We start from the raw sequence: 24,982 nt of genomic DNA, 5'->3' as shown, positions 1-24,982 counted from the left end.
CCCTCGCTCGCCCCGCAGGCTGTTATTTATGATACTCACCACACCTATGGGTGAAAAGCCCCTTGTGGAGATTTTTGGGGGATTTGCGGGGTGGGTGTTCCGTACCCCTCCAGGGCGGTTGCCGCCGGTCTCCGTCGTTCGGCGGAGGCGGGTCGTTCCCCGGGGGTACGTCCGCGGCCGGGGCGCGTGCCGATACTGAAGGCATGTCCCAGGTCAGCCGTGTTGTCGAGGTCTGCCGCGCGGCCGTCGGCACCGGATGGGGGCGCGGGGTTGCGGAAGGGGCCTTCGCGGCCGCCTTCACCGGTCTGATGTGCGCGGCGGGGCTGAGCCTGTGGGAGATGCCCCGGCCGGTCCTCCAGCTTGCGGCGATTGCCGTGGCCGCCGTCCTCTACCCGCTGCGCCGCCGCCACCCGGTACCGGTCCTGCTGCTCTCCGCCGCCTCGGCGGGGCTGCTCCCGTTCCTGGGACCGATCACCGGGGCGACCGCCTACACCGTCTCCCGCCTGCTGCTTCCCGGCCGGCGCCGGATGGGCCCGTGGGCCTGGGCGGTGGCCCTGCCGGTCGGCTCGGCGGTCGTGGCCACCGCCGCCTCCTGGTCCGGCCTCACCTCCCTGCCCTACGCCGTCGCCCTCGGGCTGGTGCTGGCGGTGGCGTCGGTGGTGGTGCCCGGTCTGGTCGGCACGGTCTTCGGCCAGGAGGACCGGGTGGTGGCGGCCCTGCGGGAGCGGGCCGACGCGGCCGAACGGGCGCGCGCCCTCGCCGACAGCGAGGCCCGCACCCAGGAACGGTCCCGGATCGCCTCCGAGATGCACGATCTGGTCGGCCACCGGCTGAGCCTGGCCTCCCTCCACGTAGGCGGTCTGGAACTCGCCCTGGAGAAGACCGCCCCCGCACTGCGGCCGGACGCCGCCGCGGTGCGTACGACCGTCCGGGACGCGCTGCGCGAGCTGCGTCAGGCGCTGGGCGTCCTCGACCCGCTGGGCGTGAGCACCCGGGCCGAGGAGGCGCTGACGGAGGACACCGGCACCCGCGCCGACGTCGAGGAGCTGGTCGCCCGGTCGGCCGCCGGCGGGATCGACGTCCGCCTGGAGTGGACGGGCGCGGACCTGACGGAGACGGGGATGCCGGTCCGGCGCGCGGTGCACCGGCTGGTGCGCGAGGCCCTCACCAATGTGCACCGCTACGCGCCGGACACCGCGGTCACCGTCGCCGTCACCCACGACGCGGAGCTGGTGCGGGTCGTCGTCCGCAACACCGCCCCGCCGCGGCCCGCGGCCGCCGAGGACGCGGGAACGGGCCGCGGCCTGCCCGCCCTGCGCGAGCGCGTCGAGTTCCTGGGCGGGTCCTTCACCGCCGGGCCGCTCCCCGACGGCGGCTTCCGGCTCGCCGCCGGCCTCCCCACGGGCCCGGCGGGCGCAGCCAGGTCCGGCCCGCCGCCCGGGAATCCGCCGCCCTCCCCCGCGGCCCCGCCGGCGCCCCCGGCGGGGAGGCGCCGGGCGATGCGGACCTCGGTGCTCGGTGGGGCGCTGGCCGGACTCGCGGCGCTGATCCTGGTGGGGATCGGATTCGCGTACTCCACCTCGCCCCGGCCGTCGCCGATCCCGCCGGAACCCCGTACCGGCATGACCCTTGAGGAATTCCGGAACACCGGGCGGAGCGACGACGTGGGCGCGCGGGCCGCCGCTGCCGGGCGGGAACCCGGCCGCCCGGCAGCGGCGGCCGGCTGCGTCTACAGATTCGGCCCGCGGTCCGATCACCGGCCGGCCGCGGCCCTGCCCGTGGAGCGCTACTGCTTCGACGCCGGCCGGCGGCTGATCGCCATCGAAACGTTCACCGTTCCGACGGTGCACGACAGCACCCCCTGGGAGAGCCTGTGACCGGCACCGCCGACCCGATCCGCGTCCTGCTCGCCGACGACGAGGAGATGATCCGGGCCGCGGTCCGGATGATCCTCGATCACGCGGACGGCCTTGAGGTGGTCGCCGAGGCCGCCGACGGCCGGCAGGCGGTCGGGGAAGCCGCCGCCCACCGCCCCGACGTGGTCCTGCTGGACATCTACATGCCCGCCTGCGACGGGCTCGCCGCGATCGGCCCCCTGCTCGCCCTGGACCCCGCTCCCCGGGTGCTGATGCTGACCACCTTCGGCACCGACGACAACGTCCTGACCGCGTTGCGCGCGGGGGCGGCCGGGTTCCTCCTCAAGGACGAGGGCCCCGAGGAGCTGATCCGGGCGGTGCGGGCGGCGGCCGCCGGGGATTCCGTGTTGTCCCCGCAGGTCACCGGTGCCGTCGTGGCGCGCATGGTCCAGAGCTTCCGGCCCGCCCCGCCCGAACTCGACGAGCGGATCGCCCGGTTGACCGACCGGGAGCGGCAGGTGCTCACGCTGCTGGGCGAGGGGCTCGCCAACCGGGACATCGCCGACCGGCTCGGCATCACCCTCGGCACCGTCAAGACCCACGTCGAGGCCGTCCTCGGCAAGACGGGTGCCTCCGGCCGCGTCCAGGCCGCCCTCCTCGCCCACCGCACCGGCCTCGTGACCTGACCCGGGCCCGGAGCCTCCGTTCCGCGCCGTTCCCCGATGGCGCCCCTTCCTCCGCCGGACGACAGAGCCGGCGGCCCTCCCCGAGGAGGACCCGGCCATGGGTTCTCCCGCACGCCACCTGTCCGACGACGGAGCCGAAGTCCGCTCTCGCGAACGATGTCCGTGCAGGTCAGGCGGGCCGACGATGGTGCGTGTCCCCGGCCCGTTCCCGCATACGGCGCCCTCGTCCCCCGTCGGAGTGTCATGGCCCCGCAGCTCTTCCCCCCGTCCCCGCCCGCCCTCGACGGCTCGCACCGCACGCCCGGTATCGCGGCGTGCACGGTGGATCTGACGAAGGTGTACGGCACCGGCGACACCTGTGTGACCGCCCTGGACCGCGTCACCCTCTCCTTCCGGGAGGGCGAGTTCACCGCGATCATGGGCCCTTCCGGCTCCGGCAAATCCACCCTGATGCACTGCGTCGCCGGCCTGGACTCCGCCACCTCCGGCTCCGTGCGGCTCGGCAGCACCGAACTGGGCACGCTCGACGACCGGCAGCTCACCGCGGTGCGCCGGGACCGGATCGGCTTCATCTTCCAGGCGTTCAACCTCCTGCCGACCCTGACCGCACGGGAGAACATCACCCTCGCCACGGACCTCGCCGGCCGCCCCGTCGACGGCGCCTGGCTGGAGCGCGTGGTGGCGCGGACCGGCCTCGCCGACCGCCTCGGCCACCGGCCGGCCCAGCTCTCCGGCGGCCAGCAGCAGCGTGTCGCCATCGCCCGCGCCCTGGTCTCGCGGCCCGCCATCGTCTTCGGCGACGAGCCCACCGGCAGCCTCGACTCCCGCGCCGGCGCCGAAGTCCTCGGCTTCCTCCGCGACTCCGTACGCGAGTGGGGCCAGACCGTCGTGATGGTCACGCACGACCCGGTGGCCGCCGGCTACGCCGACCGGATCGTCTTCCTCGCCGACGGCCGCCCGGTCGACGAGATGAGCCGGCCCACTCCCGACCGGGTGCTGGACCGCATGAAGGATCTCGACGCCCGAGACCGCACCAACTGACGTGCCCCCCCGGGGCCTGCCGTCGGACTCCCGCCCGGCCCGCCCGCCGGGCGAACGACGGGAGTCCGACGACAGGCCCCCGCCCGCCCCTCCCTCTCGCTCCGGAAGCCCACCCATGCTGAGAACAGCCCTGCGCAACGTCCTGGCGCACAAGGCCCGCCTGCTGATGAGCGTCCTCGCGGCCTGCCTCGGCGTCGCCTTCGTCAGCGGCGCCCTGATCTTCGGCGAGACCTCCGTCGCCGCCCACCGCGCCGCCGCCGCCGAGAACTACGCCGACATCGCCGTCCGCCTCGCCCCCAAGCCGCCGCTGCCCGGGCAGCCCGCGCCGAAGGACCGGCGGCCGGTGCTCGACGACGCGGTCGCGGCGGAGTTGGCCGACGTGCCCGGAGTCGCCTCCGTCCGGCCCGCGATCGACGGCTCCGCCGTGCTGAACGCCGCCGACGGCACCCCGCTGCGCAGCGACGACCTCGGCGGCAACCGGGCGGACGCCTGGATCCCCGGGCACGACGGCACGGACCCGCGCTTCCCGCTGGCCGCCGGCCACGCGCCCCGGAACGCCGGCGAGATCGCCGTGGACAGCGCCACCGCCGCCCGCGGCAAGCTCGCCGTCGGGGACGAGGTCACCCTCGCCACCGACGGCCCCGTCCTGACCAAGCGCCTCGTCGGCCTCGTCACCACCGAGGACACCCGCGTCACCTCCGGCGGCGGCACGCTGACCCTGTTCGACAAGGCCACCGCCCGGAAACTGTTCGCCGCCCCCGGCGCCTACACCTCGATCGACCTGTCGGCCGAGCCCGGCGTCACCGCGTCCGAACTGGCCGGGCGCGTCACCGCGGCACTCCCCGCCGACCGGGCCGAGGTCAGGACCGGCAGCGACCTCGCCGAGCAGCAGAACAGGTACATCGGCACCCGGATCCGGGGCATCGAGAAGATCGCGCTGATCTACGCCGTCGTCGCCCTCTTCATCGGATCGTTCCTGATCGTCAACACCTTCACCGTGCTCGTCGCCCGCCGCAGCCGGGAGATCGCGCTCCTGCGGGCGATCGGCGCCTCCCGCCGCCAGGTGATCCGCTCACTGCTGTGCGAGGCCGCCGTCATCGGCCTGGCCTCCTCGGTCCTCGGCCTCGCGCTCGGCACCGGCGTCGCCGCCGCCCTGCCCCACCTCCTGACCGTCGACGGGAAGGCCCAGCCCACCGGGCCCCTCGTGATCGGCCCGGCCCCCGTCGCCGCCGCCCTCCTCCTGGGCGTCGGTGTCACCGTGCTCGCCGCCTGGCTGCCGTCCCGCAAGGCGGCCGGGATAGCTCCGGTCGAGGCGATGCGCGCGGCCCACCGGCCGCCGCCCGCCGCCCGTTCCCGCTACCGGGCCCTCGCGGGGGCGCTGCTCGCCCTCGGCGGCGCGGGGCTGCTGATCTCCCTCTCCGGCGCCGAGGACGCCTCGGACGAGAACCTCCAAAACGCGATGTTCGGCGCGTTCCTCCTCGTCATCGGCCTGCTCCTGCTCGCCCCGATCCTGGCGGGGCCCGTGATCCGGGCCGTCGGAGGGCTCACCGCACGGTTCGGCACCGCCGGCCGGCTCTCCCGCGAGAACGCGCTGCGCGACCCGCGCCGCACCGCCGCCACCGCCGCCGCCGTGCTCGTCAGCACCGCGCTGACCACGGGCCTTGCCACCATCGGCCACTCCGGCGCCCGGGCCCTCGACCGGCAGGCCGCCGCCGGCCTCACCGCCGACTACCTGATCAGCGCCGACCGGATGACCGGCATCGACCCGGCCACCGTGCGACGGATCGCCGCCACCCCCGGCGTGCGGACGGCGAGCGGCGTCGCCGACAGCCAACTGATCGTCGGCGGCGACGTGCTGAGCGTCACCGGCGTCGATCCGGCCACCGTGCACTCCGTGATGGCACTGGACTTCGTCGCCGGCTCCCTCGACGGCCTCCGGCCGGGCGCCATCGCCGTCTCCGAGACCACCGCTCGCGAGGACGGCCTGACGGTCGGCAGCCGGACCGAGGCCGCCCCCGGCCCCGGCACCGCGGACGCCAGGACCTACACCGTCATCGGCGTCTACCGGGACAACCCCACCGCCGCGGACGCCCTCGGCGACCGGAGCGAGATGCAGCGCGCCGACGGCCACGCCGGGTACGTCCAGCGCGTCCTCGTCGCCGCCGACGGCGTCTCCCGGGCCGAACTCCTGGGCGCCACCGGCCGGAACCCGTTGCTGAAGATCGAGAGCCGCGACGACGTCGTCCAGGAGGCCGCCGGCGCCATGGGCACCGTGCTCGACCTGATGTACGGCCTGCTCGTCCTCGGCGGTGTCATCTCCGGCCTCGGCATCGCCAACACCCTGGCCCTGTCCGTCGCCGACCGCACCCGGGAGATCGGCGTGCTGCGCGCCCTCGGCATGCACCGCGCCGGTATCCGCACCATGATCCGTCTGGAGGCGCTGACCGTCGCCGCCTTCGGCACCGTCCTCGGCCTCGTGAGCGGCCTCTTCGGCGCCTGGGCCGTCAGCTCCCTGGCCAACGGCTCCATCAAGCAGTACTCCTTCGCCCCTCCCTGGGGAACGCTGCTGCTCACCTGCGCCCTCGCGCTCGCGGTCGGCGCCCTCGCCGCCGCCCTCCCGGCCCGCCGCGCCGCGAACCTCAGCCCCCTGGAGGCCACCGCGGAGACCTGACCCGGGGCGCGTACGCCCTACGGGCCGTGCCCTACGGGTCCGGGGCACACCCCCTACGGAACCGGGGTCCGCCCTCCGTCCGAAGGAGGTGGGGCGAACCCCACCCGTACAACTTCAGACGGACGGCGCTTCGGCACCTTGGGGCGATCCGCCGGGGGGTGGGCCGCTTCTAGCGTGGAGCCATGACCACGCCAGTGTGCACACCCCCCGCGCAGTCCGCCGCCGCGCGCCCGTCGTACCCGTCGTTCTCGTCGTACGTACGGGCCCGGGGCCCGGTGCTGATGCGGGCGGCGCGGTCGCTCACCGACCCCAACGACGCGGAGGACCTGCTCCAGACCGCGCTGGCCAAGACGTTCGTCGCCTGGGACCGCATCGAGGACCACCGCGCCCTGGACGGCTACGTCCGCCGGGCGCTGCTCAACACCCGCACCTCCCAGTGGCGCAAGCGCAAGGTCGACGAATTCGTCTGCGAGGAGCTGCCCGAGCCGGACCCGGTGCCCGCGCCCGACCCCGCCGAGCTCCAGGGGCTGCGGGACGCGATGTGGCGCGCCATCATGCGGCTGCCGCCCCGCCAGCGCGCCATGGTCGTGCTCCGCTACTACGAGGACCTGAGCGAGGCGCAGACCGCCGAGATCATGGAGGTCTCGGTCGGCACGGTCAAGAGCGCCGTCTCCCGCGCCCTGGTCAAGCTCCGCGAGGACGAGGAACTGGCGCCGGCGCTGTTCGGCTGACCGGATCAACCGGCCAACTCGCTTACGTAGCGGGGGAGTTGGCTCAGCAGTCGCAGCAGCACCCGTCGCAGCAGCAGCCGTCACACCCGTCACAGCAGCAGCCGTCGCAGCAGTCGCAGTCGCACCCGTCGCAGGCGGAGTGGCAGCACCCCTCGTGCTTCTTCCGTGACCAGGGGCCCTCGTAGCTGCTCGCGCAGCAGACCTGGCAGGAGCAGCACAGGCCGACGGCGACCAGGCACCCGGCGAGCAGCCCGCGCGGCGGCTTGGGCGGCTGCGGCGCCGGTGCACCGCCGTGCGCCCCGCCGCCGCCCCCGTGCGAACCGCCCCCGCCGTGACCGCCGTCCGCCCCGCCGTCGTACCGGTGCGGCGGCGTCGCCCCGCCGCCCGGCTGCGGCGGCTGCGCGCCGTTGAGGTGCTGCGGCCCGGTCGTGTACGGATTGCCGCCGACAGGTGCGCCCTGCGGAGGGGGCGCGGCGGGCCCGGGCGTCCCGTACGGGTTCGGGCTCCCGTAAGGGTTCGGCTCCCCGTAAGGGTTCGGAGCCCCGGCCGGGTTCCCGTACGGCCCGGGGGTGCCCTGCGGGCGGTTGAGGTGCGGGACGCCGCCGGGGCCACCGGACCCGTGCCCGCAGGACTCCGTCCCGAACGCCCGGTCCACCGAGCGCCGCAGCTCGTGGACGAGCAGGACGTGCGCCAGCTTCCCGTCCGTGAAGGCGACGTCGCGCAGCGCCAGCCGGATGCCGTGCAGCGCGTCGTCGCAGAGCCGACGGGCCTCGGGCAGGGAGGCACCGGTGACGGCGAGCGGGTTCCAGGCGCCCTCGGCGGCGTCGGCCGCGCGGTCCTCCACGGCGTCGAGGAGGTGCGCGAGCCGCCCGAAGAGCCGCCCGGCCTCGGCGAGCGGGGCGGCGTTCGCCGGCCGCCCGGCGAGTACCGCGGTGTGGGCGAAGGCTGCCGCCGTCGCCGTCTCGGTCGGCTCGGTGATCACCGTCAACGGCGTACCGGGACCGGCCAGTTGCTCGATGCCCTCCTGCCGGTCGACCGCGTCCACGAGGACGGCGGTGTCGAAGCCGAGCCCGGCACCCGTACGGGCCCCCGCGCGGTCCCACCCGGCCGCGACCTTACGGGCCGCGGCGGCCACCGGGCGGCGCCGCAGCAGCCCGTCCCGGTCCGCGACATGATCGCGGAGCTTCGCCGAGGCGAGAACCAGCGAGACCGACGCCGCGAGCCGCGCCCCCTCGCCCTTGGCCACCGACGCGGTCCGCATCCCCCGCAGCGGACACGGCCCCGCGGTGCGGCGCCCGCCCGGCGCGAGGCCGCGCTGCGCATCGGTCAGCACCGAGACGATCAACCCGTCGTAGTTGGTGACGACCCGCGCGAACTGCCCGTGATCGGCGCGGAGCGCCAGACACAGCCCGCACAGATGCGCCATCCACTCCGCCTTCAACCCACCGGCCAGCCGGTGCGCGCAGGGCCTGACGATCCCGAACATGCGATGAACCCCCGTGTGCGACGCGTGGGCGGCACGGCCCCCGATGGCCCCGCCCCGCGGCCGGAATCGTACCGACCGGGCGCGGGGCCACCCCAGGGCCACCCGCCACGGGCCCCGGACCGCCCCGCGGCTACGGGCGCGGCTTCTCCCCTCTCGCCAGCATCGCCACGTACGTCGCGATCCGGCGCGCGCGGGTCTCGGCCCGCTTGGCGTCCTGGATCCGGTACAGGATCGCGTAGCGGCTCTGCCGGTCCAGCGTCCCGAAGAACGCCGCCGCGGCCGGGTCGGCGGCCAGGGCGTGGGCGAGATCGTCCGGCACCGTGGCGGTCCGCGCACTGTCGTACGCCGCCTCCCAGCGGCCGTCCGCCTTCGCGCGGTCGACCTCGGCCTGTCCCGGCGGACGCATCCGGCCCTGCTCGACCAGGGCGGCGACCTTGTTCCGGTTCACCTTGGACCACTTGCTGCGCGGTGTGCGCGGGGTGAACCGCTGGAGCCACCACTCGTCGTCGAACCTGGCCTTCTGCCCGTCGATCCAGCCGTAGCAGAGCGCCACGTCGAGCGCCTGCGCGTAGTCCAGCGCGACGATGCCGGGGCACTTCTTCCGCAGCTTGAGCCAGATGCCGGGCGAGACCGCGTGGTGCTCGGCGACCCATGCCTCGAACTCCTCGGTGGAGGCGAAGACGACGATCTCCCGTTCCTGAGTCATCCCCGCAGCGAACCACAGCCGGCCGGGCGCCCGCCGCGAGTACTCCTTCACCGGGTCGGGCGCCGCCCTCAACGCGGCGCCGGCGCCCCTGGGGGAGTGGGGGCGGGAGCGCATCCGCCGGGAGCGTCTGGAGATCGCGGAGGAGCCGCGAGCGGAGGGTGCGGGAACGGCGTGACCGGCGCGGACGAGGACGCGGACGAGGCCGGACCGGCGGGCTCCGGTGGCGCGGGGTGCGCCGCCGCCGGGCGAGCGCGTCCTCGTCGGCTCCGTTCGGGCAGCAGGCTCAGCAGGCCGAGGGCGGCGAGGGCGGCGCCGAGCCAGAGGGGGGCGCGTAGGCCGAAGCGGTCCAGGAAGGCGCCGCCCACGGACGACGCGATGATGACGCCGAGCGTGATGAAGGAGGAGTGGATGGTGTTGACCAACGTGCCGGTGTTTCCGATGCGTTGGACGCGGGCCGACATGGCCGGGTTCATCGTCACGCCGACCAGACCGATACCCGTCATGAGGACGACCGCGGCGCCGCTCACCTGGGCGAAGAGCGCGAAGCCGATGAGGAACAGCGTGTTGAGCGCGAGGCCGGCCACCTGCACGCCGACGGTGTGCCGGTCGGCGAGGCGGCCGACGACGGTGTTGCCGATGACGGTGGCGGCGCCGTAGACGATGAGCAGCACGGGGACGGTGCCCTCGTCGAAGCCGCTGACCCGGGTGAGGATCGGGTTGAGGTAGCTGAAGGCGGAGAAGGTGGCGCCGATGACGAAGGTGCTGGTGACGAGCGCCAGCCACAGCCGCGGCCGACGGAACACCCGGGCCTCGTCGCGGAGGCCGCCGGTGCCGCCGAGCCGGTCGATCCGGGAGATGCCGAAGCCGGTGGCCACGGCGGCGAGGGCGGTGAGGGCCGAGATGGCCCAGAAGGCGGCGCGCCAGCCCAGATTGCCGCCGATGAAGGTGGCGAGGGGCAGCCCGAGGAGGGTGCCGAGCATGAGGCCGTTCAGCACCACCCCGACGGCCCGGCCGCGCTCCTCCTCCCGGCTGAGGGCGGAGCCCACGGAGACCGCGACGCCGAAGAACGCCTGGGAGGCGGTGCCGCTGATGACGCGGGCGGCCAGCATCACAGCGTAGGTGGTGGCCGTCGCCGCCAGGACATTGCCGACGAGGAAGACGGCGAAGAGGATCAACAGGGCCGGTTTGGGCCGCAGCTTCCTCAGCGCGACGGCCAGGAAGGGCCCGCCGACGCACATGGCGACGGCGAACGCGGTGATGAGATAGCCGATCTGAGCGATCGTCACACCGAGCCCGTCGGCCATCTGCGGCATGAGACCGGCGACGACGAACTCGCTGGTCACCATGGCGAAGATGCCGAGGGCCAGCACATAGACGGCGCGTGGCACGGGTGGGTCACATCCTTTGCTGGAAGGGTGGCTGAGGAGTTTTGGACAGATCAGTACGAAACGTGGGCGTGCGTGAGCACACATGAGTACGCGGGGACACCGCGCGGTCGGCGCGGCGGGATGTCAGCCGGCGAGCGCCTCCAGGGCGAGGTCCGCGATGCTCTCCAGGGCGGCGCGGTCGAGGCCGTTCTGGGCCGAGATGCGCATGCCCCCGATGGTCGCGTTGACGAACAGGGCGCATGCGCGCGCGGAGCGCGCCCGGGAGATCTCCCCGGCGTGCTGGCCGGCGGCGATGACGTCCTGGAGGCCCCCCAGCCGCTCCTCCAGATCACGCTGGAGCAGCCCGGCGACCTCCGCGTCGCACGGCGCCAGTTCGACGCTGCTGTTGACCCCCAGGCAGCCGATGCCCATCCGCTCGCGGCGGTTGGCCTCCTCCCCGTCGACGATCACGGAGAACAGGTTCCGCAGCCGATCCAGGGGTGGCCGGTCCGCATCCTTCAGGATGGCTGCCTGATTGTCCGTCGCGGCCCGGAGATAGCTCTCCAGCGCGCGGACGAACAAGGCGTGCTTGCTGGCGAAGGTGTTGTAGATGCTGCTGCGCCCCAGCCCGGTCGCCTCACACAGGTCCTGGGTCGAAGTGGCCTCGTACCCCTTCTCCCAGAACACGCGCATGGCGCCCGCCAGGGCACGTTCCTCGTCGAAGGTCCTCGGTCGTGCCATGGAGGCAACGTAGCAGATATTGAACCGAGCGATCTAAAACTCGGCCCTGTCTCATCCATGGACTGTCCGGTGATCCCGCGCGCCCCCGGGGTTTACGGGGCAACCCTCGGCAGCTGACCGCCCCCGGCGCGCCCCCGCTCCGGCTGCGAGGGCGTACGGATACGGCCCCGCTCCCGGCGCGCCCCCGCTACCGCGGCCGCCCCGGGAACGAGTCCCCCAGGGCGCGCCGGCACGCCTCTTCCAGTGCCCCCTTGAGGTTCTCGTCCGCATCCGCCAGAAGCTCCGCGTCCAGTTCCGCCACGAGGGCCCGGGCCCTGTCGAGCAGTGCGTGCCCCTTGTCGGTCAGCTCCAGCCGTGCGCGGTGCCCCTGCCCCTGAACGTTGCGTTCCACCGCTCCCTTCTCCTCCAGAAGGAGAACGGTGGCGCGCATGCTCTGACTGGTGACGCCCGCGCGGCGGGCCAGATCGCTGTACGACAGGTCGGCGTCGCGCGAGAGATGCCCGAGCGCGCTGAACAGCCGCACCGACAGGCCGATGCCGACGAGCCGCTCCTCCATCTGCTCCTGCAGACGCCGACCGGCGGCGATCATCCAAATGACGGTCGACGGTGCACCCTCCGGCGCCTTGCTCACCTGAGACTCCCTACCGGGGCTCTACGCTCCCGAGCCCCCGGTGTTCAGTGTCCCAGGCCGCCGCTCAGGCCGGCGGCACCACGACCCCGAGCCGCTCGGCCGCCCGCTCGGAGATCTCCCGGAAGGCGACGTTCTCCTCGCCGAACGCCCTGAGCGAGGCCCCGGCCATCTCGGGCCCGGCCAGCTCCGGCGTACCGACACCGAACCGGGGCTCCGGGGCGTACTCCCAGTTCAGTTCGGACATGCGCGCGGCCTCGGTGCCCCGGAACTCCTCGATCAGCCGCAGCGCGATCTCGATGCCGCCGGTCGCCGGCCCCGCGGTGATGCGGTTGCGGTCCTCCACGACGCGGTTGGTCGGCACCAGGGTCGCCCCGTAGGACGGCAGCAGGTCGTACGCGTGGAAGTTGGTGGTGGCCCGGTACCCGCGCAGCAGCCCGGCCGCGCCCAGCAGCACGCTGCCCAGGCAGACCCCCGCGACCCACTTCGCGCGGCTGCCGCGGTCGGCGAGGAACTCCAGCGTCTCGGCGTCCTCGCACATCTCGGCGGGCACCGCGCCCACGAGCAGGACGTCGAGATCGGCCGGGCACTCCTCGAAGGTGGTGGTCGCCCGCGTGGGGAAGCGGGGGAAGCCCTCGATCTCGTCCAGGTCCTTCCAGACGAGATGCACATTCACCTCCGGCTGGAAGCCCAGCAGCGTGTGGAACCCGATGACATCGACCGGCAGGTACCCGGGACACACCAGGATCGCGATGTCGAGCTTGCGCAGTTCATCGGTCATGTTCCTTCTTCTCCTCGCGTCGACCCAACTTGCAGCCAAGCTACAAGCTGGGCTGTAAGTACGCATTAAGGAAGCCGCTCACGAAGAACGAGAAGCCGAACGGGAAGCCGCGCGCCGCCAGCCGCGAGCTGCCCCGGGTATCGCCGTCTAGGCGGCCGGGGCGAGTTCGGCTCGGCCGAAGAGCAGGGCGTAGCCGGTGGGGAGCTGGTGGAGGATGCGGGTGATCAGGTCGGGGCCGGCGTGGGCCGTGACGGCGGCGAAAACGGAGCCGGTGTCCCAGCGGGTGGTGGCCAGGGAGGCGCCGGAGCGGGCGGCGAGGTCCTTGACGAAGGCCCAGCCGGTGAGCGGTCGGGTGTCGGGGATCTGTGCGGTCAGCACGCGTGCGGCCTCCAGGGGCAGGCGCGCGGCCAGGTCGACGCGTTCGTCGCCGGTCAGCCGGCGTCCCAATCCGGCGAGGACCAGGCGGACGGCTTCGTCGGCCCGCTCGCGGGTGGGGTAGGCGCCCTCGTAGCGGACCTTCTCCAGCATCTGCTCGTACGCCGTCGAGTACGGCTGCTGCTCAAGCGGTACGCGCATGTCGGAGATCACTGCGGTGTATGCCTTTCATGGAGCCATGGGGGTGCCGGGTGCGGCACCCCCGGTGGTGGTCAGGTGGGCTGGGGGCGACCGAAGAGGAGGTCGTAGCCGACGGGGAGCTGGAGCAGGATCTGCCCCATCAGGTCCTCGCCGGCCGTGTCGGCGACGGTGGACAGCACGGCGCTGACGTCCCAGGTCGCGGTCTGCTCGGTGGCGCCCTCGATCCAGGCGGCGGTCGCGCGGATGAACCGCTCCGGAGACAGTGGCTCGGCGCTCTGCAGCGGGTTGAGCAGGATCAGGGCGAAGCGGTCCGGCAGTCGTGCGGCGAGCTGGGCGCGGACTTCGCCGACCAGGTGGGCGCCGAGCAGGGCGAGGACCACCCGGGCCGCACGTTCGGCTTCCTCCGGAGTGCCGTACTCGCCGCGCTCGGTCACGCGGTCGAGGAATGCTTCGTGTCGCAGCGTCATCTCGGCTGCCCCTTCCGCTTCAGACTGTCCACGGGGGTGCGGAGGGCGGGAGAGGGGGGGCGGTCAGGTGCCCGACCTCCGCACCTGTCCGGCCGGTGTCAGCCGGAGATCTCCTTGTGGCCGGAGCCGACGTCGATGGAGATCTTGCGGGGCTTGGCGCGCTCGGCGATCGGGATGCGCAGGGTGAGCACGCCCGCGTCGTAGTCGGCCTTGATGTGCTCGGTGTCGAGGGTGTCGGCGAGCACGATCTGGCGGGAGAAGGCGCCCAGCGGCCGCTCGGACAGTTCCATCTGCACGTCGTCGGCCTTCGCCACCGGCCGCCGCTCGGCCTTGACGGTGAGCATGTTCCGCTCGACGTCGATGTCGATCGCGTCCGCGGTGACGCCGGGCAGGTCGAAGGCCACCACGTAGTCGTCGCCCTCGCGGTAGGCGTCCATCGGCATCGCCGACGGCTTGGACCAGGTGCCCGGGCCCACCAGCTGCTGCGCCAGCCGGTCCAGCTCACGGAAGGGGTCAGTGCGCATCAACATCGTGAAACACCTCCAGCGGGTTGTCGGCAGTTGCTGCCAATGCGCTGCACTGACACCGTTGTAACATGTCATCCAATGGATGACAAACACGATGTCGTCGACCTGATGACGATCTAGGGAGGTGCCCGTGACCGCAACAGACCAGCCGTCCACCACCAGCACCGACGCCCACAGTCCGGCGTCCTTTCTCGCCGCCGCGGCGGCCCTCGCCGCCATAGACGACGCCCTGCGCGATGCCCAGCACGAGACCCCCGACACCGTCGGCCCCGGTCCCGAGCAGGCGCTGGCCTCCCTGATGCTGCTGCGGCAGGTGCGTGAGCAGCTCGCCGGATGGGAGACCGGACTGATCGAAACCGCCCGCGACGCGGGCGCCAGCTGGGCCGACCTCGCCTCCCCTCTCGGCGTCGCCAGCCGCCAGGCCGCCGAACGCCGATATCTGCGCGGCCGCCCCGGACCCGCCGGGACCACCGGCGAGCAGCGTGTGACGGCCACCCGCCAGGCCCGGGCCGCGAGGCGCACCACCGGCACCTGGGCCCGCGCCAACGCCGCCGATCTGCGCCGCCTCGCCGGCCAGATCACCGCCCTCACCGACCTGCCCGCAGCCGCCCGCCGCCCCCTCGACGAGCTCCACGCGGCCCTCGCTCACGACGATCCCGCCGACCTCGTCACCCCCCTGACCGCCACCCGCCCCTACCTGGCCGCCGGCCACCCCGACCTCGCCGCCCGGCTCGACACCCTCACACCCCCCTGACCCCACCCGTTGCCGCAAGGCATGCCACGGGATCTCTTGGGCTGTCACGTTGCCCACCTCTTACCTGCACCTGCCCCTGGTGCAGGCGTGGGGCGGCGGCGAGCCGGCAAGGCCGAGGTGGTGGATGTGGCGGACGCGAGGCCGGCTGTGAGTGAGGCCCGGCTGACGGCGGGTCCGTGACCGCCGGGGGCGGTGGCGGGTTCGGCGGCCTGCGCGTGGATCCGGGCGAGGAGGTCGCGGTGACGGTGGAGGAAGGTTCGGCCGTTCCGTCCACCGGTCACTGGTCATCGGTCACCGCACCGAGAATGCCCGTGCGACGGGTAGGTGCCGCCTTCAGGAACCCTTCCTGATGAATCGCGCACCCTTCCATGAAGCGGCGCGAACAGCCCTACGGCTGGCCCTCCGCCTGCCCCTCCGCCGCCCAGACCACCGCCTGGGCGACGATGACGCGCTCCCCGTTGAAGGTGACCGCCGGGCCCTCGTGCAGCGCGTAGCCGAGGGCGAGCGCTTCGCTCACGCGGCGGCAGAACGCGGCGTCGTCCGGGCCGGTCAGGACGCGGTAGACGGGCAGTCCGTCCGGGGGTGTGCTCATGAGGGGAAGGATTCCAGACGGACCCGACCACCGATCCGGTGGGCCGACGTGTCCAGAACCCGGCGCCTCCGAGCCGTTACGGGAACGCCCCGGCCCGCCGTGCCCTCTCCCCCTCCGTACGGCCCGTTTCCCCGTCGGAGGAGCTGATCCGGATGGTGCGCCGCGTACGCGCAATGCTGTTGACCGCCGCGCTGCTGATGACGGGGACGGTGCTGGCGGCCTCCCCGGCCGCCGCCGTCATCGGCGGGACGGAGAGCACGTACGGGCCATGGGCGGTGCGGATGCTCGTCGACGGGAAACCGGAGTGCACGGGGACCGCGGTCGCCCCGGAGTGGATCATCAGCGCCTCGCACTGCTTCTACGAGCAGGCGCGGCCGATCGCCGACCGGCGGATCACGTTCCGGGTCGGCAGCCTCGACATGCGCAAGGGCACCACCGTCCGCCCGGTTCCCGGCGCGCGGCAGGGCGCCGCGGCGGCGGACATGATGCTGGTCAAGGTCCCGCCGATGAAGATCCCCACGGCCCGGTTGGCCACGAAGCCGGTCGCGCCGGGCCAACTCGTCCGCCAGTACGGGTGGGGCGCCACCTGCACCGGGGACGAGAACGCCTGCCAGTCCCCGCTGCTCAAACAGTCGGACCTGCGCGTCGTCCGGCCGGACGACCCCCGGTGCGACGGGTTCAGCGCGCCGGGCGGCTCCGACTTCTGCATGGCGAAGGTGACCGGGGTGCCCGCCGGCGGCGACTCCGGCGGCCCGGTGATGAGCATCGCCCCGAACGGCACCGAAACCCTCCTAGGAGTCTTCGACACCTCCGACCGGGAGCGGATCGCCGGGGCGGGCGACGTCGCCGGGCAGCTGACATGGATCCGCTCGGTCATCGGGAAGTAGCGGGGAAGGGCACGACCGCGGGGCGTCAGGCCACCGCACCCCTTCTCATCAGGCCATGTGCCCGGAAGAACACCCCCGAGCGCGTGACATACCACCGGGTACGCACCGAGAATCGCAGCCAGCGTCACTACTCGCCCGTAACAAGCGCCCGCAGCAGCGCCCGTACCACGCGGAGGCACCCGGTGTTCAGCACGATGCAGGACGTACCGCTCACGGTCTCGCGGATCCTGGAGCACGGTTCGACCGTCCACGGATCGTCGCAGGTCATCACCTGGACCGGCGGTGAGCCGCACCGTCGGAGCTTCGCCGAGGTCGGCGCGCGGGCCGCGCAACTCGCCCATGCGCTGCGGGGCCTCGGCGTCGAACGCGAGGACCGGGTCGCAACGCTTCTTTGGAACAACGCCGAACACCTGGAGGCGTACCTCGCTGTCCCCTCCATGGGCGCGGTGCTGCACACCCTCAACCTCCGGCTCGCCCCGGAGCAGTTGACCTGGATCGCGCACCACGCCGAGGACCGCGTCCTGCTCGTCAACGGCAGCCTGCTGCCGCTCCTCGCGCCCCTGCTGCCCCAACTGCCGCTCCTGGAACACCTCGTCGTCACCGGCCCCGGCGACCGCAGCGTCCTGGACGGCGTCCGCCCCACCGTCCACGACTACGAGGAGCTGCTCGCCGGGCACCCGGAGCGCTACGACTGGCCCGAGCTGGACGAGCGCGAGGCCGCCATCCTCTGCTACACCTCCGGCACCACCGGCGACCCCAAGGGCGTCCTCTACAGCCACCGTTCGCTCTACCTGCACTGCCTCCAGGTCAACACCGCCGAAGCCTTCGCGCTCGGCGCCGGTGACCTGGCACTTCCCGTCGTCCCGATGTTCCACGTCAACGCCTGGGGCATGCCGCACGCCGCGTTCATGGCCGGGTCGTCGCTGCTGATGCCGGACCGCTTCCTCCAGCCCGCGCCGCTCGCCGAGATGATCGCGACGCTGCGGCCCACCATCGGCGCCGCCGTCCCCACCATCTGGCAGGGCCTCCTCGCCGAACTCGACGCCCACGGGCGGGATGTGGCCTGTCTGCGCACCGTCATCATCGGCGGCTCCGCCTGCCCGCCCGCCCTGATGCGCGGCTTCGAGGAGCGGCACGGCATCCGCGTCGTCCACGCCTGGGGCATGACCGAGACCTCCCCGCTCGGCACCGTCGCCCACCCGCCCGCCGGCGTCACCGGCGACGAGGAGTGGCGCTACCGCAGCACCCAGGGCCGCTTCCCCGCCTCCGTCGAGGCCCGGCTGATCGGCCCGGACGGCACGCGGCTGCCCTGGGACGGCACGTCCGCCGGTGAGCTGGAGGTCCGCGGCCCGTGGATCGCCGGCGCCTACTACGGTGGCGCGGACGGCGCCCCGCAGCGCCCCGACGACAAGTTCAGCCCCGACGGCTGGCTGCGCACCGGCGACGTCGGCACCATCACCCCCGACGGCTTCCTCACCCTCACCGACCGCGCCAAGGACGTCATCAAGTCCGGCGGCGAGTGGATCTCCTCCCTGGAGCTGGAGAACCACCTCATGGCCCACCCGGACGTCACGGAAGCCGCCGTGATCGCCGTACCGGACGACAAGTGGGGCGAACGCCCGCTCGCCACCGTCGTCCTCAACGACGGAGCCGCCACCGGCCACGACGAGCTGAAGGCGTTCCTCGCCGAGCGCATCGCCCGCTGGCAGCTGCCCGAGCGCTGGGCGCGCATCGCGTCCGTCCCGAAGACCAGCGTCGGCAAGTTCGACAAGAAGCTGCTGCGCCGGCGGTACGCCGACGGCGAGCTGGACGTCACCCACCTGGGCTGAGCCGCACACCGACACACCGGAGCCCCCGCAGGGATCTCACCCGCGGGGGCTCCGGCGCGTACGGACTAGTTCGTCCCGATCTTCGCCAGCAGGTCGACGATCCGGGCCTGCACCTCGGCGCTGGTCGAACGCTCGGCGAGGAACAGCACCGTCTCGCCCTTGGCGAGGCTCGGCAGCTGCGCCGGGTCGAGGTCGACGGAGGTGTAGACGACCAGCGGGGTGTGGTCGAGCAGACCGTTCGACCGCAGCCAGTCGACGATCCCGGCCCGGCGGCGACGCACCTGCATCAGGTCCATCACCACCAGATTCGGCCGCACCTGATGCGCCACCGTGACCGCGTCACTGTCCGCCGCGGCCCGCGCCACCTGCATCCCGCGCCGCTCCAGCGAGGCGGTCAGCGCCCCGGCGACGGCGTCGTTCTGCTCGATCAGCAGCACCCGCGGCGGATGCTGCTCGCTGTCCCGCGGCGCCAGCGCCTTCAGCAGCACCGCCGGATCCGCGCCGTACGCCGCCTCCCGCGTCGCCTGCCCCAGCCCGGCCGTGACCAGCACCGGAACCTCGGCGGCACCCGCCGCCTGACGCAGCGACTGCAGCGCGGTACGGGTGATCGGCCCGGTCAGCGGGTCGACGAAGAGCGCCGCCGGGTACGCCGCGATCTGCGCGTCGACCTCCTCGCGGGAGTTGACGATCACCGGGCGGTAGCCGCGGTCGCTGAGCGCCTGCTGCGTGGAGACGTCCGGCGCCGGCCAGACCAGCAGCCGCCGCGGATTGTCCAGCGGCTCCGGCGGCAACTCGTCGTCCATCGGCGGCTGCTGCGGACCGAGCACCTCCACGGCGCCGTTCGGCCCGTCCAGCGGCTCCGGCCCCTCGCTGCCCTCGTCCGGCGCGGAGACCGCGAACGCCCGGCCCTCGCTCGCGTCCAGCAGATGCGGCTGCGGCGCGCCCTGCCCGGACGGCGCACCCTGCCGACGCCCGGCGCCCGCCTCCCCGCGCGCGCCCTCCTGCGGCGCGGCGAGCTTACGGCGCCGACCGGAACCGGCGGCCGGGGTACCGCCGGGCGGCGTGCCCCCGGCGGGCTGACCCTGGGCCTGCGGATCGGCGAGCTGCTGCGCGAACGGCACGCCCTGCCCGAGCGTGCGGACGCTGAACGCCCGGCCGTGCGACTGCCCCGGACCGGGAGCGCCGTCCTCCTCCGGCCGCTGCTCCGCCTCGGCCTCGGCGGGACTGGGCCGCCCCCGCCGCCGACCGGTCGGCGCGGGCGCCTCCCCGTCGGCCGGCACGGCCCCGGGCGCGCTGCCGTGCGCCGCCCGCGTCGGCTCGGTCGGCGGCACCGGCGCACCCTGCGGCGGCACGGGCTGCCCCTGCGGCGGCACCGGCTGACCAGCACCCTGCGGCGGTACGGGGCCCGTGCCCTGCGGCGGTACGGGCCCGCCGTGGGCCGGGCGCTGCTGCGGCACATCCGGGCGGGCCTGCTGCGGTCCGGACTCCTCGGGACGGCCGTGCTGCCCGTGCTTACCGCCCGGGCGGGCCTGCTGCTGCTCCGGCGCGCCCGGCGCCGCGGCGCCCTCGGCCTCCTCGCCGGACTGCGCCACCAGCCCCTCGGGACCCGCCACGAACATCCCGGACGTCTCGGAATCGGCCATCGCCGCCGCCGCCCGCTCCTCGGCCGCGGCCCGCCGGGCCCGCCGCCGGCCGGTCGGCTCGTCCTGCCACTCGCCCTGCGGCACCCCGGGGTTGACCGCCGGCTCCAGCCCGGGCGGACCCGCCGGGGCCTCCGCGGGGTGCGCCGGACCGTTCGCCACCGGACGCCGCGCCCGGCGCCGCCCGGTCCCCTCGCCCTGCGCGGGCGCCTGCCCGGCCACCGCGGGCAGCGCCGGCAGCGCCGAACCCGCAGCCCCGGCGGAACCCGGCGCCTGATCGGCCGCCGCCGGCGGCAGCGCGAACGGCGACCGCGCACCGCCCTGTGCCTGCTGCTGACCGGCGCGCTCCGGCGCCTCCGCCAGCGCCCGCCGCGCCCGCCGCCCGGAACCCTGCTGCGCGATGCCCTGCGGCGGCGCCTGCTGCGGCTGCCCCGGATGCCCGACCGGCGTCAGCTGCGCCGCGCCCGTCCCCGCACCACCGGGCAGCGCCGGCGCACCGTCCGGCTGCGGCGCCCGCCGCCGCCCGGAACCGTCACTCGCCTCCGCACCGCCGCCCGGCCGCCCGGCCCCGGACCCACCGGAACCGCCGTCCGCCGCCTCGCCGTCACCGAGCGCACGCCCGGCACCGTCCGAACCGCCGGGACCCGAACCGTCCGTACCGGACTGCTCCGTACCGCGCGCCCGCTGCGTCGGGACCGGCATCACCGTCGTCCCGTCACCCTGCGCCTCCGGCACCCGGCTGCCGCCCGCGGGCACCGTGCCGTCCGCCGCCACCGGCAGCTCCAGCACCCACGCACTGCCGCCGGCGCCCTGGCCGCCCGGCACCTTGTGGGTCTGCATCACCCCGCCGTGCTGCCGCACGATGCCCCGCGCGATCGGCGCGTGCACCGGATCGCCACCGGCGTACGGACCGCGCACCTCGATACGGACGACATCGCCGCGCCGCGCCGCGGCCACCACGATCGTCGAATCCTGGGACACCGGGCCGCGGGCGCCCTGGGCCGCCGCCTCCGCGGACGGCATCCGGCCCGTCGAGTCGACGCCCGCCACATCCGCGATCAGATGCGACAGCGCCTGCGCCACCCGCTCCGCGTCGACCGCCGCCTCGATCGGCGGCGCGTGCACCGCGAACTGCGCCCGGCCCGGCCCGATCAGATCGATCGCACCCTCCACACCGGCCGCCACGACGCCGTCCAGCTTCACCTTCTTGCGCCGCAGCTTCTCCGCCCCGGCGTCCAGCCGCTGATAGCTGAGAACGTTGTCGACCAGCGTCGTCATCCGCGCGTGCCCGGCCGCGAGATGGTGCAGGATCTGGTTGGCCTCCGGCCACAGCTGCCCCGCCGGGTCGGACGCCAGCGTCCGCAGCTCCCCGGTCAGCTCCTCCAACGGCCCGCGCAGCGCCTGCTCCAGCACCGCGAGCAACTGCGTGTGGCGCGCCGCCAGCGCGTCGTACGGCCGCCGGTCGGTGAACGTCATCACCGCGCCGACCAGCTGATCCCCGTCGCGCACCGGAGCCGTCGTCAGATCGACCGAGACCGACTTGCCGTCCTTCGCCCACAGCGCCTGCCCGCGCACCCGGTGCTTGCGCCCGGACCGCAGGGTGTCCGCCAGCGGCGTCTCCTCCCACGGCAACGGCGAACCGTCCGCCCGGGAGTGATGCATCAGCGGATGCAGCTCCTTGCCGCCCAGCTCGCTCGCCCGGTAGCCGAGAATCTGCGCCGCCGACGGATTGACGAGAACGACCTTGCCGTCCGCGTCCACGCCCACGACGCCCTCGGCCGCGGCCCGCAGGATCATCTCGGTCTGCCGCTGCTGACGCGCCAGCTCCGTCTCGGTGTCCACCGTCCCCGTCAGATCCCGCACCACCAGCATCAGCAGCTCGTTGCCGGTGTAGCCGTTGCGGTGATCCGCGTACGCCGCCTCGAAGGCCGACTCGTACGGGGTACGGCCGTCCTCCAGGTTGGCGCTGGTCACCTCGACGAGCAGCTCGGTGCCGTCGGTCCGGCGCGCCACCATCCGGGTCGGCTTCGTCCGCCCGCCCTCGGTCTCGGTGTCGTGCCGCCGCATCGAGCCGGGGATCCGCTTGGAGTCGAACGACGGCAGGAGATCGAGCAGTCCGCGCCCCACCAGGGCGGTGCCGGGCGCCTCGAACGTCTCCAGGGCGATGGTGTTGGCGTTGACGACCGTGCCGTTGCAGTTGACGAGCAACAAGGCGTCAGGAAGGGCGTCCAGTATGGCTGCGAGGCGAGCAGCGCCTCGGGATGGCCTGCTGCTCACGACGACGCTTCCTCCCTGTTACCGCACAGTGCCGGCCCGGCTGGGCGGGCCGCTGGACAGGAGTCTACGGGCAGTTCCCGTGGGCGCCGAGGCGGATGAGGGGGAGGTGCCGTCAGGGCCGTGCGCGACTCGCCGCACGCCCGACATGTGCCCCGCGTCCTGACCTGACCGCCCACTCCGCCACGAAAGGGCTCGGGCATCGCGTCATGAACCGGTCGTCGGGAGCAGCGGCTCGAACCGGTCCCAGCGGGCGATCTCACAGCCGTTGGTCCGCCGGAAGGTGGCGTCCACCGGCCGCCCGGCCCAGTAGCCGGAGACCCGCGCGGTGATCGGACCGCCGTACATCATCGTGCACTTCGCCGCCTGCGGAACGGCCGCGAAGGTGTCCTGCCCCCACCGCGTCATCCGGTCCAGCCGCTTGCACGCCCCCGCCGCGTCGAAGTGGTTCCCGCCGTTCGGATGGCAGAACAGCTCGTACCGCCCGTCGACCCCCGCCGCCCCGGACCGCGTCACCGTCACCGTCAGATGATCCGCCGGCCGCAACCGCCCCGCCCCGCGCTCCGTGTCGTCCGAGCCGTCCGTGCCCTCGCCGCCCCCGCCGTCCGTACGCGTGACGGGACCCGGCAGCCCCGAGACGCCCCGGAGGTGACGGTGCCCGGTGGGCGGCCGTAGCCCCGTACGGTCGAGGACGCCGGCCGGACCGGTGGGGTTCGGCGCCGCGGCGCGCTCCCCGGGCAGCGGCAGCGGGATCGGCGCACCCGAGGCGGCGGGCGCGGCCAGCGCCAGCGCGGCCGCGGCGGCCACCACCGGGGCGACGACGGTCAGCAGGGACTTCCCGAGATACGGCATCAGGGCTCCAGACGCGAGAGCGGAACGGGCGCGCGGCACGCACCCACCGGGGCACCCCGCGGCCACGCCGCACCCGGCCCCACCCCCACTAACGCGCCCGGCACCCCGACGTTTCGCTGCAGGAACGTCTTTGCCCGACGACTCACCCGCCCGGTACCGTGGGGGGCGATTGGTGACAGCACCCTGAGCTGTGCCATCATCTGGTCACGCCACGGCGCTCACGCGCCGGTGCGTGTGGAGGCGTCGCCTAGTCCGGTCTATGGCGCCGCACTGCTAATGCGGTTTGGGGCTTACCCCCCATCGAGGGTTCAAATCCCTCCGCCTCCGCGTCCGACCTCCGGGCCCCTTCCCCCAGTGGGAAAGGGCCCGGAGGCGTTTTTGCGTACAGGGGAAGAGGCGCGGGAGCCGGGAATCGGGCCTTGCGGGGCTCGCGGCCGTAGATCGGGGAAGTACGCCGCGATGGCGTTTCCCCCGCGCCGGTCCTCACCGCTTTCGCGGGAGTGTCGCGAGCCGGGCCCCGCCGCGCCGTCCAGGGGTCGTTTCCGCAGCTCAGGCGCGGTATGGGCAATGGATTTCGTGTCCCGGCGCGGTTCATGTAATGTTGTCCACGCAACGCCGACCGGCAAGAAAAGCTGCCGGAAAGCCGAGCGCTCGTAGCTTAACGGATAGAGCATCTGACTACGGATCAGAAGGTTGCAGGTTCGAATCCTGCCGAGCGCACAGCAAGCCGGAGGCCCCGTCGAGAGATCGACGGGGCCTCCGGCGTTCGTATGGGGCGCGCACTGTCGGGATGCCGGTCGCGGTGCCGTCATTGTTTCCGGTGGCGGAGAGCGAGGGCAGTGCGGCGGTCGGTGCCGGGCCGTCGAGCGGGCGCGGATTCCCGCTTCGAGGATCTTCCGGGGCTCCGGGAAGCTTCGGTGAGTCTTTCCGCAGCTCCGAGAGGTGCGGAAAGGGCGGCGCGCCGTGGTTCATGTAAGGTGGTTCCCGCACGCCGACCGGTAGGAAGATCGCCGGGAAGTCGAGCGCTCGTAGCTTAACGGATAGAGCATCTGACTACGGATCAGAAGGTTGCAGGTTCGAATCCTGCCGAGCGCACAGCAGGTCGAAGGCCCCGTCGAGAGATCGACGGGGCCTTCGGCGTTCGGTCCACCGGCCGCATGACGAGGGCGCCCGCCGGCCACCGGCGGGCGCCCTGTCATGCGGCGTGGCGATCAGCCCCGTGGGGGCCTCACGACCACGCCGGGTGCCTCACTCCTGCTCGCAGCGCCTCCCCTCGCACGGCTTGTCGCAGTGCCTGTCCCGTGCTTGCCGTCGCAGCGCTTGTCGCAGTGCTTGCCGTGGCACGGACGGTCGCAGTGCTTGCCCTTGCAGGGCTTGTGGCAGTCCTTGCCCTTGCACGGCTTCTCCGTGACCTTGACGGTCGCCTCGGCCGGATCGGAGCGGACGGAGCCGTGGTCGGCGGTGGCCACCGCGGTGTTGGTGATCGTGCCGCGCTTCGCGTCCTCCCGGGTGACGGTGTAGGTGCCGGTGCAGGTGGTGCTCTCGTCCGGCGCCAGCGTGGTGATGCGGCAGGTCACGTCGGTGACGCGGTTGTCGGTGACGGTGACGCCGTTGAGGGTGGTGTTGCCGGTGTTGGTGACGGTGTACGTGTAGGTGACGGCGTCGCCGACGCGGTACGGGTGCGAGGTGTCGACGGTCTTGCGGAGCGCCAGACCGGGCCGGCTGGCCACGATGTCGATCTGGGCGCTGGCCGGCGGGGACTCCACCGCGGTGCCGTCGGACGCACCGCGGGCCACGGCGGTGTTGCGCACCTGCCCGACCGCGGCGTCGACCTCGGTGACATGTTGCCGTTGCCGTAGACCCACTGGGCCCCGTACGGGTTGGCGGGGA

Annotated in this window: 21 protein-coding genes and 3 tRNA genes; 11 read left to right on the top strand and 13 right to left on the bottom strand. The window is 73.8% G+C overall.

The annotated features are described in order from the left end of the window. Nucleotides 1-203 precede the first annotated feature (203 nt). The 5 genes from ACZ4U4_RS02155 (at nucleotide 204) to ACZ4U4_RS02135 (ending at nucleotide 6,985) form a co-directional block, all read left to right on the top strand. The gene (locus tag ACZ4U4_RS02155) at nucleotides 204-1,877 is read left to right on the top strand and encodes a sensor histidine kinase (RefSeq protein WP_467868367.1); all 1,674 of its coding nucleotides are present in this window, start codon (nucleotides 204-206) and stop codon (nucleotides 1,875-1,877) included. 47 nt (nucleotides 1,878-1,924) lie between these two features. Continuing rightward, on the top strand, nucleotides 1,925-2,542 hold the full coding sequence (locus ACZ4U4_RS02150) for a response regulator (RefSeq protein ID WP_467868925.1): 618 nt from the start codon (nucleotides 1,925-1,927) through the stop codon (nucleotides 2,540-2,542). A gap of 243 nt (nucleotides 2,543-2,785) precedes the next feature. Further along, nucleotides 2,786-3,583, top strand: a complete 798-nt coding sequence (locus ACZ4U4_RS02145) for an ABC transporter ATP-binding protein (protein WP_467868365.1) — start codon at nucleotides 2,786-2,788, stop codon at nucleotides 3,581-3,583. 115 nt (nucleotides 3,584-3,698) lie between these two features. After that, nucleotides 3,699-6,254: an FtsX-like permease family protein gene (locus tag ACZ4U4_RS02140; protein WP_467868363.1), complete on the top strand. Its 2,556-nt coding sequence runs from the start codon at nucleotides 3,699-3,701 to the stop codon at nucleotides 6,252-6,254. Nucleotides 6,255-6,436: 182 nt separating this feature from the next. Then, entirely contained in the window at nucleotides 6,437-6,985 is a 549-nt protein-coding gene (locus tag ACZ4U4_RS02135; RefSeq protein WP_467868361.1) for a SigE family RNA polymerase sigma factor, read from the top strand. A gap of 43 nt (nucleotides 6,986-7,028) precedes the next feature. Here the strand turns inward: ACZ4U4_RS02135 and ACZ4U4_RS02130 are convergent, their stop codons facing one another. The 9 genes from ACZ4U4_RS02130 to ACZ4U4_RS02090 form a co-directional block, all read right to left on the bottom strand. Continuing rightward, nucleotides 7,029-8,471, bottom strand: a complete 1,443-nt coding sequence (locus ACZ4U4_RS02130) for a proline-rich domain-containing protein (RefSeq protein ID WP_467868359.1) — start codon at nucleotides 8,469-8,471, stop codon at nucleotides 7,029-7,031. Between the two features lie 130 nt (nucleotides 8,472-8,601). Next, the gene (locus ACZ4U4_RS02125; protein ID WP_467868357.1) at nucleotides 8,602-9,177 is read right to left on the bottom strand and encodes a YdeI/OmpD-associated family protein; all 576 of its coding nucleotides are present in this window, start codon (nucleotides 9,175-9,177) and stop codon (nucleotides 8,602-8,604) included. 68 nt (nucleotides 9,178-9,245) lie between these two features. Then, a complete protein-coding gene (locus ACZ4U4_RS02120; protein WP_467868355.1) occupies nucleotides 9,246-10,565 on the bottom strand; it encodes an MFS transporter in 1,320 nt (439 codons plus the stop codon). 123 nt (nucleotides 10,566-10,688) lie between these two features. Then, nucleotides 10,689-11,285 (bottom strand): TetR/AcrR family transcriptional regulator, encoded by a 597-nt coding sequence (locus ACZ4U4_RS02115; RefSeq protein WP_467868354.1) that lies wholly within the window; start codon nucleotides 11,283-11,285, stop codon nucleotides 10,689-10,691. A 187-nt stretch (nucleotides 11,286-11,472) separates the two neighbouring features. Beyond that, complete coding sequence (locus ACZ4U4_RS02110) at nucleotides 11,473-11,916, bottom strand: MarR family winged helix-turn-helix transcriptional regulator (protein WP_467868352.1); 444 nt, start codon at nucleotides 11,914-11,916, stop codon at nucleotides 11,473-11,475. 64 nt (nucleotides 11,917-11,980) lie between these two features. Beyond that, a complete protein-coding gene (locus ACZ4U4_RS02105; protein ID WP_467868350.1) occupies nucleotides 11,981-12,694 on the bottom strand; it encodes a DJ-1/PfpI family protein in 714 nt (237 codons plus the stop codon). 147 nt (nucleotides 12,695-12,841) lie between these two features. Further along, nucleotides 12,842-13,270, bottom strand: coding sequence for a DUF2267 domain-containing protein (locus tag ACZ4U4_RS02100; RefSeq protein ID WP_467868348.1), 429 nt, complete (start codon nucleotides 13,268-13,270; stop codon nucleotides 12,842-12,844). A gap of 71 nt (nucleotides 13,271-13,341) precedes the next feature. Beyond that, a complete protein-coding gene (locus ACZ4U4_RS02095; RefSeq protein WP_467868347.1) occupies nucleotides 13,342-13,737 on the bottom strand; it encodes a DUF2267 domain-containing protein in 396 nt (131 codons plus the stop codon). Nucleotides 13,738-13,835: 98 nt separating this feature from the next. Further along, nucleotides 13,836-14,267, bottom strand: a complete 432-nt coding sequence (locus ACZ4U4_RS02090) for an Hsp20/alpha crystallin family protein (protein ID WP_467868345.1) — start codon at nucleotides 14,265-14,267, stop codon at nucleotides 13,836-13,838. Nucleotides 14,268-14,394: 127 nt separating this feature from the next. Here ACZ4U4_RS02090 and ACZ4U4_RS02085 point away from each other — a divergent pair, with 127 nt between their 5' ends. Then, nucleotides 14,395-15,018, top strand: a complete 624-nt coding sequence (locus tag ACZ4U4_RS02085; protein WP_467868343.1) for a type III effector protein — start codon at nucleotides 14,395-14,397, stop codon at nucleotides 15,016-15,018. A gap of 388 nt (nucleotides 15,019-15,406) precedes the next feature. Here ACZ4U4_RS02085 and ACZ4U4_RS02080 read toward each other — a convergent pair whose 3' ends face one another. Further along, nucleotides 15,407-15,610: a DUF1737 domain-containing protein gene (locus ACZ4U4_RS02080; RefSeq protein WP_467868342.1), complete on the bottom strand. Its 204-nt coding sequence runs from the start codon at nucleotides 15,608-15,610 to the stop codon at nucleotides 15,407-15,409. 152 nt (nucleotides 15,611-15,762) lie between these two features. On the opposite strand from ACZ4U4_RS02080, the gene ACZ4U4_RS02075 reads away from it, so the two are divergent. After that, complete coding sequence (locus tag ACZ4U4_RS02075; RefSeq protein WP_467868340.1) at nucleotides 15,763-16,497, top strand: S1 family peptidase; 735 nt, start codon at nucleotides 15,763-15,765, stop codon at nucleotides 16,495-16,497. A 182-nt stretch (nucleotides 16,498-16,679) separates the two neighbouring features. Then, nucleotides 16,680-18,326, top strand: a complete 1,647-nt coding sequence (locus ACZ4U4_RS02070; protein WP_467868339.1) for a long-chain fatty acid--CoA ligase — start codon at nucleotides 16,680-16,682, stop codon at nucleotides 18,324-18,326. Nucleotides 18,327-18,391: 65 nt separating this feature from the next. Here ACZ4U4_RS02070 and ACZ4U4_RS02065 read toward each other — a convergent pair whose 3' ends face one another. Together ACZ4U4_RS02065 and ACZ4U4_RS02060 are read right to left on the bottom strand one after the other, a co-directional pair. Further along, nucleotides 18,392-22,243, bottom strand: coding sequence for a PAS domain-containing protein (locus ACZ4U4_RS02065; RefSeq protein ID WP_467868337.1), 3,852 nt, complete (start codon nucleotides 22,241-22,243; stop codon nucleotides 18,392-18,394). 204 nt (nucleotides 22,244-22,447) lie between these two features. Next, nucleotides 22,448-23,092, bottom strand: coding sequence for an SSI family serine proteinase inhibitor (locus ACZ4U4_RS02060; RefSeq protein WP_467868335.1), 645 nt, complete (start codon nucleotides 23,090-23,092; stop codon nucleotides 22,448-22,450). A 236-nt stretch (nucleotides 23,093-23,328) separates the two neighbouring features. Here ACZ4U4_RS02060 and ACZ4U4_RS02055 point away from each other — a divergent pair. The 3 genes from ACZ4U4_RS02055 (at nucleotide 23,329) to ACZ4U4_RS02045 (ending at nucleotide 24,187) form a co-directional block, all read left to right on the top strand. After that, a tRNA-Ser gene (locus tag ACZ4U4_RS02055) sits at nucleotides 23,329-23,419 on the top strand. Nucleotides 23,420-23,739: 320 nt separating this feature from the next. Continuing rightward, a tRNA-Arg gene (locus ACZ4U4_RS02050) sits at nucleotides 23,740-23,812 on the top strand. A gap of 302 nt (nucleotides 23,813-24,114) precedes the next feature. Continuing rightward, nucleotides 24,115-24,187 (top strand) — tRNA-Arg (locus ACZ4U4_RS02045). A 116-nt stretch (nucleotides 24,188-24,303) separates the two neighbouring features. Here the strand turns inward: ACZ4U4_RS02045 and ACZ4U4_RS02040 are convergent. Beyond that, nucleotides 24,304-24,957 carry a DUF7507 domain-containing protein gene (locus tag ACZ4U4_RS02040; protein ID WP_467868334.1) on the bottom strand — a complete coding sequence of 218 codons (654 nt, stop codon included), beginning with the start codon at nucleotides 24,955-24,957 and terminating at the stop codon, nucleotides 24,304-24,306. Nucleotides 24,958-24,982: the final 25 nt, after the last annotated feature.

It is taken from the genome of Streptomyces sp. NPDC029159, assembly GCF_055564055.1.
Note: the sequence above shows the minus strand (reverse complement) of the source record. Positions and strands in the feature narration are given on the sequence as shown.